This window comes from Flavobacterium yafengii (genome assembly GCF_030010375.1).
GTDB classification, from domain to species: domain Bacteria; phylum Bacteroidota; class Bacteroidia; order Flavobacteriales; family Flavobacteriaceae; genus Flavobacterium; species Flavobacterium yafengii.
The window spans coordinates 428,615-446,349 of sequence record NZ_JASCRY010000001.1; the positions used below are offsets into that span (position 1 = coordinate 428,615).

At 35.4% G+C, this 17,735-nt stretch carries 12 protein-coding genes; 8 read left to right on the plus strand and 4 right to left on the minus strand.

Annotated features, from left to right (window positions below; all coding sequences use genetic code 11):
* Nucleotides 1-25: 25 nt before the first annotated feature.
* Nucleotides 26-2,089, minus strand: a complete 2,064-nt coding sequence (locus QLS97_RS01820; RefSeq protein WP_282713979.1) for a M13 family metallopeptidase — start codon at nt 2,087-2,089, stop codon at nt 26-28.
* A gap of 235 nt (nt 2,090-2,324) precedes the next feature.
* On the opposite strand from QLS97_RS01820, the gene QLS97_RS01825 reads away from it, so the two are divergent.
* The 8 genes from QLS97_RS01825 to QLS97_RS01860 all read left to right on the plus strand — a co-directional run bounded on the left by QLS97_RS01825 (nt 2,325) and on the right by QLS97_RS01860 (nt 14,453).
* Nucleotides 2,325-2,990, plus strand: a complete 666-nt coding sequence (locus QLS97_RS01825) for an SCO family protein (RefSeq protein ID WP_282713980.1) — start codon at nt 2,325-2,327, stop codon at nt 2,988-2,990.
* A 168-nt stretch (nt 2,991-3,158) separates the two neighbouring features.
* Nucleotides 3,159-3,398 (plus strand): FeoA family protein, encoded by a 240-nt coding sequence (locus QLS97_RS01830; RefSeq protein ID WP_121343194.1) that lies wholly within the window; start codon nt 3,159-3,161, stop codon nt 3,396-3,398.
* On the plus strand, nt 3,398-5,497 hold the full coding sequence (feoB, locus tag QLS97_RS01835; protein ID WP_282713981.1) for a ferrous iron transport protein B: 2,100 nt from the start codon (nt 3,398-3,400) through the stop codon (nt 5,495-5,497). The genes QLS97_RS01830 and feoB overlap by 1 nt, the downstream gene beginning before the upstream one ends.
* A gap of 122 nt (nt 5,498-5,619) precedes the next feature.
* Nucleotides 5,620-7,848 (plus strand): TonB-dependent receptor family protein, encoded by a 2,229-nt coding sequence (locus tag QLS97_RS01840; RefSeq protein ID WP_282713982.1) that lies wholly within the window; start codon nt 5,620-5,622, stop codon nt 7,846-7,848.
* A 66-nt stretch (nt 7,849-7,914) separates the two neighbouring features.
* Nucleotides 7,915-8,046, plus strand: coding sequence for a FeoB-associated Cys-rich membrane protein (locus tag QLS97_RS01845; protein WP_282713983.1), 132 nt, complete (start codon nt 7,915-7,917; stop codon nt 8,044-8,046).
* 573 nt (nt 8,047-8,619) lie between these two features.
* Nucleotides 8,620-11,304, plus strand: a complete 2,685-nt coding sequence (locus QLS97_RS01850; protein ID WP_282713984.1) for a TonB-dependent receptor — start codon at nt 8,620-8,622, stop codon at nt 11,302-11,304.
* A gap of 42 nt (nt 11,305-11,346) precedes the next feature.
* On the plus strand, nt 11,347-11,871 hold the full coding sequence (locus QLS97_RS01855; protein WP_282713985.1) for a YfiR family protein: 525 nt from the start codon (nt 11,347-11,349) through the stop codon (nt 11,869-11,871).
* A 167-nt stretch (nt 11,872-12,038) separates the two neighbouring features.
* Nucleotides 12,039-14,453, plus strand: coding sequence for a PAS domain S-box protein (locus tag QLS97_RS01860; protein WP_282713986.1), 2,415 nt, complete (start codon nt 12,039-12,041; stop codon nt 14,451-14,453).
* 26 nt (nt 14,454-14,479) lie between these two features.
* Here QLS97_RS01860 and QLS97_RS01865 read toward each other — a convergent pair whose 3' ends face one another.
* The 3 genes from QLS97_RS01865 to QLS97_RS01875 form a co-directional block, all read right to left on the minus strand.
* Nucleotides 14,480-14,896 (minus strand): hypothetical protein, encoded by a 417-nt coding sequence (locus QLS97_RS01865; protein WP_282713987.1) that lies wholly within the window; start codon nt 14,894-14,896, stop codon nt 14,480-14,482.
* A gap of 43 nt (nt 14,897-14,939) precedes the next feature.
* Entirely contained in the window at nt 14,940-15,593 is a 654-nt protein-coding gene (locus QLS97_RS01870; protein ID WP_099713885.1) for a metal-dependent transcriptional regulator, read from the minus strand.
* Between the two features lie 155 nt (nt 15,594-15,748).
* Nucleotides 15,749-17,620 carry an Nramp family divalent metal transporter gene (locus QLS97_RS01875; protein ID WP_282713988.1) on the minus strand — a complete coding sequence of 624 codons (1,872 nt, stop codon included), beginning with the start codon at nt 17,618-17,620 and terminating at the stop codon, nt 15,749-15,751.
* Nucleotides 17,621-17,735: the final 115 nt, after the last annotated feature.

The window sequence follows — 17,735 nt, forward strand, 5'->3', positions numbered from 1 at the left end:
GATTTTTATAAATTTTAAAATCAAATTACCAAATTCTTACACGCTTTTCAGGTGCAATATACATTCCGTCAGTTGCTTTGATATCGAATGCTTTATAGAACGTATCTATATTTTGCAAAGGAACATAAGCACGGTACATTCCTGGAGAATGCGGGTCTGTTTTTACTTGGTTTTTCAAGGCTTCATCACGCATTTTTGAACGCCAGATAGTCGACCAAGAAATAAAGAAACGCTGCTCTGGAGTATATCCGTCGATTAATCCCGGATTTCCATTTTCTTTCAAATACAATTGTAAACCATCATAAGCAGCATTTACTCCACCTAAATCTCCAATATTTTCTCCTAAAGTAAATTTACCATCTACAAAAGTTCCCGGAATAGGTTGCAAAGCGCTGTATTGAGCGGCAAGTGCTCCTGTTAATGCTGAAAATTGTTTCAAATCTTCTGCAGTCCACCAGTCTACTAAGTTTCCGTCAGCATTGTAACGGGAACCTGAATCATCAAAACCATGTGAAATTTCGTGGCCAATAACTCCTCCAATTCCACCATAATTTACTGCTTCATCCGCTTGGTAATTGTAAAAAGGCGGTTGTAAAATTGCTGCCGGGAATACAATCTCGTTATTTGAAGGATTGTAATAGGCATTTACCGTTTGCGGAGACATTCCCCATTTTTCTTTATCAACTGGTTTGTTCAACTCAGCAATATTCTCATTGAAACGCCATTGCGCCATACTTTTAGCGTTTTCAAAATAAGTTCCGCCTTCTTCTGGACTTTTAATCGTCAAGGCTGAATAATCTTTCCATTTGTCAGGATAACCAATTTTAATTCTTGATTTATGCAGTTTAGCAAGCGCGCTTACCTTTGTTTCTGCAGACATCCAAGACAAATTATTGATTCTGTTTTCGAAAGCTGAAAATATATTTTTGATCATTTTCTCCGCTTTGGCTTTGGCTTCAGCCGGAAATTTTTTCTCTACATATAATTTTCCTAACGCTTCTCCAACCGCACCGTTGATGGTTTGAAGTGCTCTTTCGTCACGTGGTCTTTGACTTACTGCACCCGTTAACGTTCTTCCGTAAAACTCCCAGTTTGCGTTTTCAATTTCAGTTGACAATTGGCTTGAAGCTCTGTTCAATAAACTCCAACGCATGTATGCTTTCCAGTCTTCTACTTTATTTTCTTTAAATATAGTTTCTAGCGCAGTCATGTATTTAGGTTGCGATACAATAACGGTATCTACTTTTGCTAATCCAATTTTTGTGAAATAATTATTCCAGTTGATTGATGGAGTTAATTTACTCAACTCATTCAATGTCATCGGATTGTAAGACTTACGACGGTCTCTGCGTTCTACTCTGTCTAATCTTGGTTTAGACATGGCAATTTCAAGAGCCAGGATTTTTTCAGCATTCATTTTTGCAACTGCTGGTTTATCACCAAGGTATTGCAACATTTTAGCAACGTGTAAAAGATATTTCGCACGTTTCTCTTTGGAATCGGCATCTTCAGAAACATAATAATCTCTGTCTGGCAAACCTACTCCTCCAGGACCTAAATTAATCACGTTTCTACTGCTGTTCTTCGCATCAGTTCCTACGCCAGCACCCATAAAACCGATACCACCGATAGGTTCCATCTCAATCATTAATGCTTCTAAATCTTTTGCGTTTTTAACTGCATCAATTTTTTTTAAGTACGGTTTCAAAGGCGCTATACCTAACTTATTTCGTCCTACGGTATCAAGAATAGATTTGTATAAGTTAATCGCTTTTCCTTGATCTGTATTCGATTTGTAGCTTGGATTTGTTGTAGCTTCTTTTAGAATTGCCAATGCATCCGCATCCGTTTTTTGACGCAATTCATCAAAACTACCCCAACGGGTTCTATCAGCTGGAATTTCTGTATTATCCAACCAAGTTCCGTTTACATAACGAAAGAAGTCATTGCTTGGCTTTACATCCTTATCCATGTAATTCACATTGATTCCCGGTTCTTTAGCTGCCGGAGCATTCTGAGCTTGACTCACCGCAAAACCCATGATTGCGGGAATCACAAAAAGCAATTGCTTATTGCTGGTTTTTTTCATTTTTTTTAGTTTTTTAGTTATCTTAACAAAGCTATTAATAAATAATTTGATTTTTAGTTAAAAATAATTATTTACGAATACATCTTTATTTGACTCCAAAATTTCTAAAAGGTTTAATTAAAAAAAGACATTAATTTCACATCCTTCCTTTCGAAGGAATCTATCCCAAATAAGATTGTGTTAATTTGAATTAAAAACAAATCTCGTTTTCGTATTTTTGCATCAAAATAGCGTTATGTTAGAATTTTTCAAAAAATACCGACTCTTTTTCGGGGTCTTCATTGTTCTTTCGGCAATCATTTTATCCTTATTTTATTCGGCTTTAAAGCCAAAAAAAACACTTCCCATTTATAATCCTGCGGATGTAAATCCTGAATTAGTGGACAGCACCGTTCAATACAAAAGCAAGTATCATACGATTGCTGATTTTTCGTTTATCAACCAAAACGGGGAAACCATCACCCAAAAAGATTACGAAGGCAAAATATATGTAGCTGATTTTTTCTTTACTACTTGCGGTTCCATTTGTCCAAAGATGACTACCAATTTATCGGATATTCAAAAAGCTTTCGCTAATAATCCAAAGGTAAAATTATTATCATTTACCGTTTTCCCAGAGACTGACAGCGTTCCGGTTTTGAAGGCTTACGCCAAAAAACACCATGTTAACGATGCCAAATGGAACTTAGTAACCGGAGACAAAAAAGAAATCTACACGATGGCCAGAAAATCCTATTTGGCCGTAAAACTGGGGAAACCAAGTGAACTATATGATATGGTTCACACCGAAAATTTTGTTTTGGTCGATACTAAAAAAAGAGTTCGTGGCTTTTATGACGGCACCAATAAGGAAGATATCAAGCGATTAATCGAAGATATTACTTTTTTGAGCAACGAATAAAACTTTTTAAGACTGCATAAGTCCCTTATAATCTGATCGAAAAATCCAGCAAAATAAACTATTACCCCATTCTTAAAATTATCTAAAAAAACTACAAAATTGATAATTATCATTTTTTTTAGTTTTATAATATGTACTTTTGCAATCTTAATTCAATCTAAATAAGACTTGCAAACAACGATACATTCTCTAAAAAAAGGTGAAAAGGCCATTATCAAAGATTTTGATATTGACATTGTTCCGTTGAAATTACTAGAAATGGGTTGTCTGCCGGGAAATATGGTTGAACTCCTTCAAATTGCTCCTTTTGGCGATCCTTTATACCTTAATATTAATGGATCACACGTTGCTATCCGCGTGGAAACAGCCCGTGAGATTGAAGTTGAAATACTAAAAAACAACTTATAATGACCAATCAAAATATCAATGTTGCTTTAATTGGGAATCCTAATACAGGAAAAACTTCGGTTTTTAATCAGTTGACAGGCCTTAATCAACAAGTAGGAAACTACCCTGGAATTACGGTTGAAAAGAAGATTGGTTTTTGTAAATTACCCAATAATGCCAAAGCTAATATTCTGGACTTACCCGGAACATACAGCTTGAACGCCAGTTCGATTGATGAAAATGTTGTCATTGAATTATTGCTGAATAAAAATGATAAATTATATCCGGACGTAGCGCTAGTCGTTACTGATGTTGAAAATCTAAAACGAAATTTACTACTTTTTACCCAAATAAAAGATCTTGAAATTCCAACAATATTAGTCATCAACATGGCTGATAGAATGAAATTTAAAGGAATCACATTAGACATTCCTTATCTTGAGGAGCATTTAAAAACAAAAATTGCACTCATCAGTTCCAGAAAAGGTTTTGGAATCGATGAATTGAAAAAATTGATTGTCAGTTACAAAACCATTTCAAGCGAACCGTGTTTGAATGCCTCCAGTATTGATCCAGAATATTTCAATACGCTTCGCAAAACATTTCCAAACCAACTGTTGTATAAATTATGGTTGGTCATCACGCAAGACGTAAACTTCCTGAATTTAGATCGAAATGAAATTAGAAGTTCGTTTACTAAATCGCATTCGGATTTAAAGCGTTTGCAACAAAAAGAAACCATAAAACGCTATCAATTCATCAATGATGTTTTGAAAGAAGGATTAAAAATTGACACCACTATTGCTAAAGATTTCCGCAGCAAACTTGATCGCGTTCTGACACACAAAGTATGGGGATATGTAATTTTCTTCCTGATTTTGTTTGTTATTTTCCAATCTATTTTCGAATGGTCTAAAATTCCAATGGATTTTATTGATGCTTCTTTTGCCTCATTGAGTACACTTGCTGCCGAAGAATTACCGGCGGGAGTTTTAACCAATTTAATTTCGCAGGGAATCATTCCTGGAATAGGTGGAATCTTGATATTTATCCCACAAATCGCGTTCCTGTTTATGTTTATTTCGATTCTTGAAGAAAGTGGTTACATGAGCCGAGTCGTTTTTCTGATGGATAAAATCATGCGGAAATTTGGTTTATCGGGCAAAAGTGTGGTGCCGCTTATTTCTGGGACAGCCTGTGCTATTCCTGCAATTATGGCTACCCGAAACATCGAAAACTGGAAAGAAAGATTAATCACCATTCTGGTAACTCCATTTACAACCTGTTCTGCCAGATTACCGGTTTATGCCATTATTATTGCGCTGGTAATTCCGGACAATCGCGTTTTTGGCTTTCTGAACATGCAAGGAATGACCTTAATGTTGTTGTACCTTTTGGGTTTTGGAATGGCTATTTTTTCGGCTTACATTTTGAATAAAATCCTTAAAATAAAAGGAAAAACATACTTCGTGGTAGAAATGCCGAATTATAAATTACCCCTTTTCAAGAACGTGGGAATCAATGTAATCGAAAAAACCAAAGCTTTTATTTTTGGTGCAGGAAAAATCATTTTAGCGATTTCTATTGTATTGTGGTTTTTAGCTTCTTATGGACCAGGTGAAAAATTCAATAATGCAGAAACAATCGTTACTGAAAACACCAAGCAAAATCCGTTGGCAGAAGCAGAATTTGAGAATGCTGTGGCTTCACAAAAACTGGAGAATTCCTACATCGGGTTAATGGGAAAAGCCATTGAACCTGCTATTTCTCCACTGGGTTATGACTGGAAAATAGGAATTGCTATTATCAGTTCCTTTGCTGCCAGAGAGGTATTTGTGGGAACATTGGCTACAATTTACAGCGTAGGTGGCAGTGATAACGAAGTCACAATAAAAAATAAAATGGCCGCCGAAATTAATCCGGTTACAGGAGAAAAAGTTTTCAATTTTGCATCAGGAATATCACTATTACTGTTTTATGCTTTTGCTTTGCAATGTGCCAGTACACTTGCCGTTACTAAAAAAGAAACCAATTCATGGAAATGGCCGGCTGGACAATTAATCTTCATGTCTGGGTTTGCTTATGTTGTAGCTTTACTGGCCTATCAAATTCTAAAATAAATCCAATACTTTTTCTATCACAATAAATCAACAAGAGTTAAATTATAAATTTTTATTATTTTTAATTTGTCTAAATAAGATTTAGATTCTACATTTACAGCGTAGAATAAATCTAAATAAAAATGAGGAATATTATAATTGCAGCTTCACTATTCATTACATCCGCTTTGTTTTCACAAGAAAAGGAACTTACCAAAACTCAAAAAGACAGTATTGAAAATTTAAATGAAGTTATTATTACCACCGATGCGATTGTTGGAAGTAAATTCAAAGCCAAAAACAAAGCAGGTTCTACTTATTTTATTTCTCCAAAAGAATTAAAAACCTTCAATTATGATGATGTTTCCAGGATTCTAAGAACCGTTCCCGGCATTAGCATTCAGGAAGAAGAAGGTTTTGGTCTCAGACCAAATATTGGCATGAGAGGAACCAGTCCGGATCGTTCCAGTAAAATTACCCTCATGGAAGATGGCGTTCTAATTGCACCCGCTCCTTATGCCGCACCTGCAGCGTATTATTTTCCTACAGTAAACCGAATGCAGTCTTTCGAGATTCTAAAAGGCGGAAGTCAAATACAATACGGTCCTTATACCACCGGCGGTGCCATCAATATGGTTTCTACCCAAATCCCAAATCGTTTAAAAGCCCGTGTTGTGGCAAGCATAGGAAGCTTTAATACCAAAAAAACATACGTAAATATTGGGGATGAACGGGAGAATTTTGGTTACGTTTTAGAATATAACAACCGAAATTCAGATGGATTTAAAAAAATTGACAACAGTTCCAAAAATACCGGTTTTCAGGGAAATGATTATGTCGCAAAATTTAGAATTAATACCGATGCCGATGCCAAAGTCTTTCAATCCTTAACTGCTAAAGTTCAGTATAGTGAAGATTTTGCCTATGAAACCTACCTTGGTTTAACCGAAAACGATTACAACAACAGTCCGTACAGAAGGTATGCCGGTTCGAATGAAGATTATATTGACACGGAGCACAAACAAATTATGTTGACCCATTTTATAAAACCATCCCAAAATTTCAACATCACCACGAAAGCCTACAAAAATGATTTTGCCAGAAATTGGTACAAATTAGATGCTTTAAGACTTGGAACTACAAAAGTGGGAATCAATTCTATATTGACCAATCCAACAACTTATAATGCGGAATATTTAGCGCTAACAGGAGCCAGCAATACTGCCGATAATGCGTTATTGGTGAAAGCCAATAATCGAATTTACGAGGCCAAAGGAATCCAATCTGTGGCGAATTATAATTTTGGAACAGGAGCTCTGAAACACGACCTTGATTTTGGCTTCCGTTACCACGAAGATTTCGAAGATCGTTTTCAATGGGTTGACGGATACGCCATGCAAAATGGGGTTATGAACAGAACCTCGAACGGAACTCCGGGTACAGACGAAAACCGAATTACAAAAGCCGAAGCAATTGCCGCTCATGTTCTTTATACGATTACCTATGATAAATTTACTTTTTCGCCTGGAATCCGATATGAAAACATCAATTTAGAATCTATCAATTACGGGAGCAACGATATTTCAAGAGCCGGCACAAGTGTAGTAAAAGCAAATAATCGTTCTGATGTTTGGATTCCGGGAATGGGAATACTGTACAAAATCAACGAGGATTACAATGTATTTACGAGTATTCACAAAGGGTTTTCTCCTCCGGGAGCTAAGGTTGGAGAGGATGCCGAAAACAGTATCAACTCAGAACTTGGTTTTCGTTTTCACAAAAATGCCTTTTACGGAGAATTGATTGGCTATTACAATGATTTTTCTAATTTACAAGGTTCGGATAACATGTCTGGTGGCGGAACTGGAACTGGGGATTTATTCAATGCAGGTGCAGCAATCGTAAAAGGAATTGAAATTTCGGCCACGTATGAAATCCAGAATAATCCCGAAAGAGGATACAAACTGCCGCTTACCTTTTCCTATACTTTAACGGATACAAAATTAAATAGTGACTTTAACAGCCCAATATGGGGAAATGTAACACGTGGTGATGAGATTCCGTACATTGCAAAAAATCAATTTGCCCTGACAGCCGCCTTCGAAACAGAAAAGTTCAATTTGGCAATCAGTGGTAAATACGTAGATGCTTTTAGAACAGTAGCTGGAACAGGATCAATTCCGTCCCAAAACAAAGTAAACAATAATTTTATCGTTGATTTCTCAGCAAAATACCACCTCAGCCAAAAAGTGAGTCTGATGTCGAATATCATTAATCTAATGGACAGGAAATATGCCGTATCAAGAGTTCCAGCAGGATTAAGACCCGGAATGCCTTTTAGCATCAACTTTGGAATTATGGCACAGTTGTAAAAACTTTCTCATTAGTTTAACTCAAAAAAGCAACCCCTTTCGGTTGCTTTTTCTTATTTTTACGGTATGGATATTCAAGAAATTTTAGCTTTTACCGCCCTCGGAATAGCACTCGCTTTTTTGATCAAAAAATTCTTTTTCAAAAAGAAAAAATCAGATAAAAATTGCGGTAGCGGTGATGATTGCGGTTGTAATTAAAATTTTCATTATTTCTGTTTTTAATCTGAACTACTTTAAAACACAACAGGGTTAAACTTTCCTTAAAAAAATAAAAAAAAGCCTTCTACAACTTAATAAAATGCCTTTTTTTTATTAAATTTACTATAGAAAAAATGAGTTTTTAGACTCGAAATCAATCGTTTCCATTTTTTTTGATTAAAAAAATGGTTTCGGATTTGAACTTGATTCTAAGTTGGCTTTTGGACATAATTTCAACTTTATCCCTACAAAAAAGTGAAGTTATAGAACTATTATGAATTGGTAATCCACATACGATTATACAATCATAATTTTTAATAAAAATCTGATATGTAAGTTGTAAATATTTTTAATCCCTATAAAATATTTACAATTCTGTTATAAACTTAAGTAGTATTCGTTTTTAGATAGACTTCTTTTAATAACTCGAAGAAAACTACCTTTTGATTTCATAATTATCCTTTTCACGGATTACTTTTCTCAAAAAAACACAAGAAGTAGTTCCATGAAAACTTCCTACACTTATTACGTTGCCATTGATTTCAAACCAAAACGAACCAATATCAACTAATCATGAAAAAGTTTGTCACCATAGTATTATTTATGCTAAACATCACGTTTCTTTTTGCACAAAAAGAAATCTCGGGTTTTGTATTGGATAATGCCGGTGTCGCCATGTCAGGTGTTAATGTTACCGAAAAAGGGACAAACAACAGCGTCTCCACTAATATCAATGGTGCATACACGATTACTGTAAAAGAAGGTGCTATTTTGGTCTTTAGTTACTTTGGTTTCTCCAAACAAGAATATGACACAACCGAATCTATTCTGAATGTGGTTTTATCCGAAGGTGGCGGACAGAATCTTAACCAAGTTGTCGTTACCGGAACAAGAGCTACGCCCAGAAGCAATACCACAACTACACTTCCTATTGATATTGTATCATCTGGAGACCTGACCTCAACCGGACAAACAACCTTTGATAAAGTATTACAGTACAAAATCCCCTCTTTTAACACGTCTCAAACTCCTGTAAACGATGCTACTTCTTTACTTGATCCATACGAAATTAGAAATATGGGACCCAGCAGAACCTTAATACTCATCAACGGAAAAAGGAAAAATTTGAGTGCTTTACTGTATGTTCAAACATCTCCTGGCCAAGGGGAAACAGGTGCTGATATTTCTGGAATTCCAATTGATGCGATAGAAAGAGTCGAAATTCTTCGTGATGGCGCATCTGCTCAATATGGTTCTGATGCAATAGCCGGAGTACTAAATATTATTTTAAAAAAGAAACCCAATAATGGCTCAATAACTATACGAACAGGAATTACTGTTGAAGGTGATGGCGAAATGCTGGGCATAAGTTTGAACAATGGAGCTTCTGTGAGCGATAAAGGTTTTGTGAATTATACCTTAGATTTTTCGAAAGTAAACTTGGCAAACAGACCCGGAAAAGTAGATGCAGACGGAGAGTTCGCTGATTTTGGAGGTACTGTTTCAGGCATTAACCCCTCAACAGATATTAAAGCTTTCCTAACAAAATATCCAGATGCCCAAAATATCAATGGAGCTCCAAAAACTGCGGCCGCAAAATTTTTAGTCAACGGTGGATTTAATCTATCCGATGAAACACAAATGTATTATAATGCCGCTTATGTGTATAAAAAGGTGAATTCTTATGCCAATTACAGAACGCCATACTGGGACTATGGAGAAGGAGTTACTGTAAATGACCTTCCCTACTTATTGAACTTCTTTGGAGATGGAACTATTACTTCATACAAAGGCTACATCCCAACATTTATAGGTGATTTAAACGATTACAATGCCACTTTAGGCTATAAATCAATAAAAAACGGATGGAATACTGATGCGAGTATGACTGTAGGCGGAAACAGGCAGGCTTATGCTATAGAAAACTCTCATAACAGATCTGATATTCAAGATGCAAATGGAGTGAATTTATATCGTGAGAACAGTCCCATTTTTTTCAAACCGGGAGGTGCTTCATTCAATCATGTTGTAGGTAACTTAGATATTTCTAAAGTGCTGTCTGATAAAATCAGTATTGGTTTTGGCTCTGAAGTCAGAACCGAAACGTTCGTAATTAATGAAGGCGATAAAGCTTCTTGGGATGGATTTGGCGCAGACTCATTTGCGGGAAATCGACCTGAGAATTCCGGGAAATGGAATCGTTACAATTTGGGAGGATATTTCGATTTAGCGTATGACTTTACCAAAGACTTTTCGGTAAACGGTACCGTTCGTTATGAAGATTACAGCGATTTTGGGGCTGCAACAGTTTGGAAATTGAGTTCCAGATATAAGTTTTCTAAAGATAAAATTACAGTAAGAGGTTCTATTTCCTCAGGATTTAGAGCGCCGACATTGCACCAAATTTACACTCAGAAATCACAATATTCTTTCGTTGCAGGTCAGGGAATCCAAATCAACGGCTTAATTAATAATATTTCTGCACATGCACGCATTTTGGGCATCCCTAAATTAGATGCCGAAAAATCAACCAATATGACTGTAGGAATAGGCGCTAATCCTTTTAAAAATTTAAATTTCACTATAGATTATTACACCATTAAAGTAAAAGACCGAATCATTTTAGGGGATAAAGTAAACACTCAATTTGGCAATGTTGCCTGGTTTGAAAACTCTTTCGATTCGAGAACTTCAGGTTTAGATGTGGTCATGAATTACGGCACTGTAGCACTAGGAACCGGAGCACTGGGATTCAATTTATCCGGAAACGTAACTCTTGAAAACAAAAGAATTTCACCCGTTGCAAGTGATAATTTTGGCGCAACACTTGAGGCTTTGATGTTTACCTCCAGACCCGAAACCAAATGGATTTTGGGAGGAAATTACAAAATCAGAAAATTTGATTTCTCGCTTAGCAACACGTATTTTGGGAAAACAACTTTCAAACAAGAAGGTTTAGATTCCAATTTAAGAACCGAATTTATACCCAAAATAGTCACTGATTTAGGAATTAACTACGCCACCACAGATAAATTAACTGTAACACTTAACGTGAATAATATATTAAATGTAGTCCCAGAATGGAAATTTAAAGCCGAGAATGAAGCCGGAACTACTATTTTGAATAATCCAGCTCAAGTAAAATCACAATTTAACCTAATTACATTCAATGGTCGTTATTCTCAAATGACCTACCAAGGATATCACTTTAGCCAATTAGGAACCTTATTTAGTTTGTCCCTTATCTATAAATTTTAAACCAGATTTTTCAAATCAGAATAGAAATTCATTAAAAACAGCATGATGAAAACTAAAAATCACCTATTTATTTTAAGCGCAATTATCATGCTAATGGGAGGAAATACGATTTCAGCCCAAGAGAATTCCGGTGGGAAAGAATATGCCCTGAAAGCTGATTTTCTATATCGTTTTGTAGACTATGTTTATTGGAAAAATTACTCTAAAAAACAAACTTTCAAGATTGCTGTTTTAGAAGAAAGCCCAATTACTACTTCACTACTTGACGTTACTAAAAACAAAAAAATTGAAGTAAAGGAATATAAAAATTTGGATGAATTAAGTTTTTGTAACATTCTGTTTGTTCCTTACAATTGTTCCATTCCTATTGAAACCATTCTTTCTAAATTTTCCGGAAAACCCGTACTGATTGTGACAGAACAAAATGGTTACGGAAAAAAAGGCACACACGTGAATTTTGTCACAGTAGACAATAAATTAAAATTTGAAGTGAATCTCAAAGCAATAAATAAAGCCGGAATAGGAATCAGTTCGTTCTTGTTGCAACATGCCATTATTGTGCAGTAAAAGTATCAAATCACACATTTACATTGTCATTTATACTTGAATTCGAGCGATTTTAGAACCTTTAAAACCAAGAAAATACAAAACGTTTAGTGTGTTATAAATATTGAAAAAACAATAAATACATGATTAATCTTCGTAACATATCAATTAAAAATAAGCTGGTGCTTATGCAAGTTTTCACCTCTGCATTTGTACTAGGTCTTTGTATTACTGCTTTTGTACTGATAGACATTCAAGGATTTAAAGACCGGAAAGTGATTAGTTCAATAGCTATTGCACAAGTGGTGGGTTTTAATAATGTTTCTTCCCTTGAGTTTTTGGATAATGCTGCCGCCAATAAAATTCTATCGGAATTAAATGTGCAAAACGACATTTTGAATGCAAACATATTGGACAAAAAAGGCAACGTTTTTGCTTCCTATACAAAACCGGGCTCTGATCCTAACTATCGTTTTTCTATTCCCGCCATGGATGAAAAAAGTTCCCATTTTACCAATGAAAATCTTTTTGTGTACAGTAAAATCAAAAAAGACAATAAAACAATAGGATTGGTTTGCATCCGATTTGAACTATCGGAATTGAATAAAATAAAAATGGATGTGCTGCGTCTGGGAATCGTGTTATTGGTCGTAGGAATCGGGCTGGCTTTCTTGATTGCAATGATTATTAAAAAGTACATCTCAAAACCCTTGTTGAACTTGGTAACCGTTATACAGCAGATAAAGGACACCAGTGATTATACAACCCGCATGACAGTTGAAGGAAAAGACGAAATCAGTATTCTTTCTTTGGGCCTTAATGACATGCTTTCTACAATCGAAAAAAGAGACAATGAAGTGGCTCAATCCAAAGAACAGTTAAATGAGCAAAATACACTTTTACAATCAGTGATTCAAAATATGGGTGATGGATTAGTCGTAGCAGATGAAAATGGAAAATTCATCATTTGGAATCCCGCTTCTGAAAAGATAATTGGAATTGGATTGCTGGATATACCCGAAGAAAAATGGGCTGACACGTATGGCATATTGTGGCCCGATACTAAAGCCATTTTAACCACTGATGAACTTCCTATCGTTAAGGCATTACATGGCGAAGAAGTGGATGACATGGAAATCTTTGTACAAAATTACAAAAAAACAGAAGGTAATTTTGTCGTGATATCTGCCAGACCATTAAAAGATTCGGCAGGGAAAATCACTGGTGCGGTGGCCGTTTTTCATGATATCACAGAACGAAAAAATGCAGAAACCGAGATTAAAAAACTAAATGAAGAACTGGAACAAAAAGTAACGGAACGTACCGCACAATTGGCAGAAGCTATAGAAACACTTCGCAAAAGCGAGGAAAAATACCGTGAAATTGTGGAAAACATAAGCGATGTTGTCCATACATCAGACTACAAAGGATATTTTACTTACATCAATCCTGCTTGTAAAAAACTAACGGGCTACACCCAAAATGAAATTATAGGAAAACAATTTTCAGAACTAGTGGCTCCGGAGTGGAGAGACCGTGTGGCGGAGTTCTACTTGAATCAATTTAAACATAAAATAGACGAAACATTATTCTCATTTCCCATTATTACCAAAAACAGAGAACAAAAATGGGTAGAGCAAACGGTAATGCAGTTAAGGGAAGGAAATAGAATTACCGGACATAAATCGATTATGAGAGACATTACGGAGCGAAAAGCAGCCGAACAAAAATTAAAAGAAAGTGAAGGTCAATTACAAACTATATTTAATGAGGCTCCGGATGCTTTAATTGTAATAAATGATGAAGGAAATATCATCAGATGGAATCCACAAGCCGAAAAAATATTTGGATGGTCATTAATCGAAGCGATGGGAAAACCTATGCACAGCTTAATTATTCCTGAACAATATAGAGAACGTCATGTCAAAGGATTCAAAAACTTCCTTACAACTGGTGAAGGTCCAATTATTAATAAAACAATTGAAATCACAGCCCTTAACAAAGAAAATATCGAATTTGATATTGAGCTGACAGTATCTCCCGCAACCATTCTTGGTAAATATATTTTCATTGCTTTTATCAAAGATATTTCGTTCAGAAAAAAAATGGAAAATGAGAAAAAAGAAGCTGATAAATTAATGCAACTTAATGAGCTCAAATTAAAATTAATTCTGGAGAATATTGGCGAAGGAATTATTGTAACTGACAACCAAAAAAAAATTGTTTTGTCCAATCACATGGCCGAAGAAATCATAGGAATAAAACAAGATTCCACAATGCCAACCACACTGGATTGGTCCACTAAATATGACTTGTATTATCCTGATGAGCTAACTGTTTTTCCAGCTCAAAACCTTCCATTAGAAAAAGCCTTAAAAGGCGAATCAACAGATGATGTTGAGATAATAATTGAAGATTCAGAAACTAAAACCAGAAAACGGGTTATCATCAGCGGCAGACCAATAATCGATGAAAACAATTATGTTATTGCCGCTGTTGCGAATATAAAAGACATTACTTATTATAAAGAACTTGAAGTCGCTCTGGAAGAAAGTGAACAGAAATATCGAAAATTAATTGGGTTCAAAAGTGATAAAAAATAACATTTACAGTACTGATTCCAGAAGGTTTATTTTATATACCCAATTTTTACATAATAGTTTTTCGGATTGATTTTGACTCCTTCTTTTGGATAAGGAAAAACACTAAAGCTTTTTACATTTTTTTGTTTTTCCGGCAAATATTTAGAGAACCACTGTCTATTTTCTTGTTCGTTTTTCATCGAAAAAACCATCGTGTGGTCCTCCACTAATTTTGAATCTTTATAAACCGAAACTGTAACCGAAGCTTCTCCAGCCCAGATACAAGTCACACCTTCCGGGCAACGGGAATCAGAAACAACTGCTGCAAGAACTAAATTAAATCCCTTTTTCTTAAGACACTTTTTCTGGGTTATCTTTAAGGATTGAACATTTTCTGTTTTAGTGTTTTGTGCGAAAGTTATCGTGCCAATCATCAAAAGAAACAACAACAAGGAATTTTTCATGTTCTTTATTTTAAATAGTTTATCCAAAGATAACGCCAAATAGCTACGTTAATTTTACGAAAAGGTTACTGGCAATTTTATTGGAAATGGTTAAATCCTTGTTGTCCACTTTTATTTTCAAAGACAAATCGAAAGTTTCCTTTCCTATGATTTCAATTTTAGAACCCAATGCGATTCCCTGTTTGTCCAAATATTTTAGAAATTCTGAGGAGGTATCTTTAACACCAACGCAAATCCCTGCTTGGTTTTCGTGCAATTCAGAGAGCAATTGCTTTTCTATTTTAACAATTTGACCATTTGCATCAGGAATAGGATCTCCATGAGGATCTTCGGTAGGATTTCCTAAAAAATCATCCAGTTTGTTGATTAATTTTTCTGATTTGATGTGTTCCAGTTGTTCTGCAATATCATGAACCTCATCCCAAGAAAAATCTAGCTTGTCTACTAAAAAAACTTCCCAAAGACGGTGTTTTCTCACGATCATTTTTGCTGCTATTTTTCCGTGTTCTGTCAAAGAAACGCCTTGGTATTTTTTATAATTAACCAAGTCTTTTTCTGCCAATTTCTTGAGCATATCAGTCACTGATGAAGCTTTGGTTTCCATTTTTTCGGCAATAGCATTGGTGCTTATTTCTGAATCTGAAATAATAGTAAGGTGGTATATGGTTTTAAGATAATTCTCTTCTGAAAATGTCATTTGATTTTTGATTGCAGATTAACGATTTTTGATTTCAGATTCCCTAGTCCGGATAACAGTGGGAATCCTTTTATTTGCATTGTTGTTCAGTGAATTTCATTTACAACGGATAACGGGAATAGCTTCTGATACTGAAACAAATTCAGCACAAGAATTTAATTTTTAACAATTAGTAACGGAATAGAAATTTTGTGGCGCAATTTATCAACCGTAGTTCCAAAGACTAAATCCTTGAATCCGGTATGACCGTGAGTTCCCATAACCAAAATGTCAAATTCTCCTTTATTGATAATCTCCGGAATCACTTTATTAGGCTCTCCAAATCCTAATTGTGTGGCTACTTGAAATCCTTTTTCGGTAAGCATTACTTTGTATTCTTCTAATAATTTCTCGTCGATTAAGGTTTCATGATCATCTGTGTTTTCGCCATAAATCATGGCTCCAACGGTTTCTACCACGTGAATCAAAGTGTATTTTGCTTCTATTCCGCCTAATTCAAAAGCGTTATTTAAAGCCACTTCATCGGCACTGGAAAAATCTACGGAGACCGCAATATTCTTTTTAGTATAACTTCCTGATTTAGAAAATCGCAGTTTTAAACTGTGTGGTGAATGATTTTGAATGTCTATTTTGGCTTTGGCAATAAAAGGCTTGAACACAATATAAAGCAACAAAATCAAGAAACCTATCGCTAGGGGAACTACCGTTAACCATAACAAAAGTGGATTTTCGGAAGTTTCAAGCCAACCTGTTATTTCATCAAAAACCAATTTAGCATTTAGTGAAACAATGATTGTTGCAATAATCCAAGAAGCGATTTGGGTCACTTTTCCAATATGGAATCCTTTCATTTTTGATTTATCACTTACAAAATGAATCAACGGAATAATAGCAAAACCCAGTTGTAAACTCAGGATAACCTGACTCAGAATCAGTAATTTTCCCGTTACACTTTCGCCATAAATCGTAATTACAATAACCGCCGGAACAATGGCGATTAATCGTGTGATGATTCTTCTAACCCACGGCTGAATGCGCAAATTAAGATACCCTTCCATTACAATTTGTCCGGCAAGAGTTCCTGTAATTGTAGAACTTTGTCCGGCAGCAATCAACGCAACCGCAAATAATATAGGTGCAAATTTGCTTCCTAAAAGCGGCTCCAAAAAGCGATGGGCATCTTGAATCTCGGCCACTTCAAACATTCCGTTTTTATAAAATGTGGCTGCAGCCAATATCAAAATTGCGGCATTCACTAAAAAAGCTAAGTTTAATGCAATCGTAGAATCGATGAAATTGTATTTTAAAGCCTGCTTAATTCCAGCTTTACTTCGGTCGAAGTTTCTAGTTTGCACCAATGAGGAATGCAAGTATAAATTGTGCGGCATAACCGTTGCTCCAATAATTCCAATAGCGATATACAATGCCGTTTCATTGGGCATTGAAGGAATTAACCCAAACAACACCTTATCCAGTTCCGGCTGGGCAAATATCATTTCAAAAATAAAGGAAAATCCAATAATAGCAACCAATACAATGATAAAAGCTTCCATTTTACGGATCCCTTTATTGATTAAGAACAACAACAAAAAGGTATCTAAAACCGTAATCAAGACCCCTTCAATCAACGGAATATCAAATAGTAAATTGATACCGATTGCCATTCCTAAAACCTCGGCAAGATCACAGGCTGCGATAGCAATTTCGGCAAGGAAATACAATATATAATTGATAAATGGCGAATAGGTTTCTCGGGAAGCTTGCGCCAAATCACGTTGGGTAACAATCCCCAGTCGGGCACTCAAGCTTTGCAACAACAAAGCCATAATGTTACTCATCAATAAAACCCAAAGCAAGGCATACCCAAACTGGCTACCGCCTGCAATGTCCGTCGCCCAGTTTCCCGGATCCATATAACCGACGCTAATTAAATAGGCCGGCCCAAAAAAAGCAAGGATTTTTCGGAATACTGATTTCTTGTTTAGCGTAGAAACGGATTGGTTTACTTCTTCTAAAGATTTAGTCATATTATTAAGTTATTGATACAAATGTAATTAAAAAATTTGTTTTGCAAAATATAATTTTTAGCTTTGCCTAAATTTAATTTAAGCATAGTGAAAAAATTATATGTATTTTTTGTTT

What these genes read in the sequence shown, in the direction of transcription:
- feoB (WP_282713981.1), top strand. Translation starts at nt 3,398, where the DNA reads ATGACCAATCAAAATATCAATGTTGCTTTAATTGGGAATCCTAATACA.
- QLS97_RS01825 (WP_282713980.1), top strand. Translation starts at nt 2,325, where the DNA reads ATGTTAGAATTTTTCAAAAAATACCGACTCTTTTTCGGGGTCTTCATT.
- QLS97_RS01820 (WP_282713979.1), bottom strand. Translation starts at nt 2,089, where the DNA reads ATGAAAAAAACCAGCAATAAGCAATTGCTTTTTGTGATTCCCGCAATC.
- QLS97_RS01840 (WP_282713982.1), top strand. Translation starts at nt 5,620, where the DNA reads ATGAGGAATATTATAATTGCAGCTTCACTATTCATTACATCCGCTTTG.
- QLS97_RS01860 (WP_282713986.1), top strand. Translation starts at nt 12,039, where the DNA reads ATGCAAGTTTTCACCTCTGCATTTGTACTAGGTCTTTGTATTACTGCT.
- QLS97_RS01845 (WP_282713983.1), top strand. Translation starts at nt 7,915, where the DNA reads ATGGATATTCAAGAAATTTTAGCTTTTACCGCCCTCGGAATAGCACTC.
- QLS97_RS01875 (WP_282713988.1), bottom strand. Translation starts at nt 17,620, where the DNA reads ATGACTAAATCTTTAGAAGAAGTAAACCAATCCGTTTCTACGCTAAAC.
- QLS97_RS01850 (WP_282713984.1), top strand. Translation starts at nt 8,620, where the DNA reads ATGAAAAAGTTTGTCACCATAGTATTATTTATGCTAAACATCACGTTT.
- QLS97_RS01865 (WP_282713987.1), bottom strand. Translation starts at nt 14,896, where the DNA reads ATGAAAAATTCCTTGTTGTTGTTTCTTTTGATGATTGGCACGATAACT.
- QLS97_RS01870 (WP_099713885.1), bottom strand. Translation starts at nt 15,593, where the DNA reads ATGACATTTTCAGAAGAGAATTATCTTAAAACCATATACCACCTTACT.
- QLS97_RS01855 (WP_282713985.1), top strand. Translation starts at nt 11,347, where the DNA reads ATGATGAAAACTAAAAATCACCTATTTATTTTAAGCGCAATTATCATG.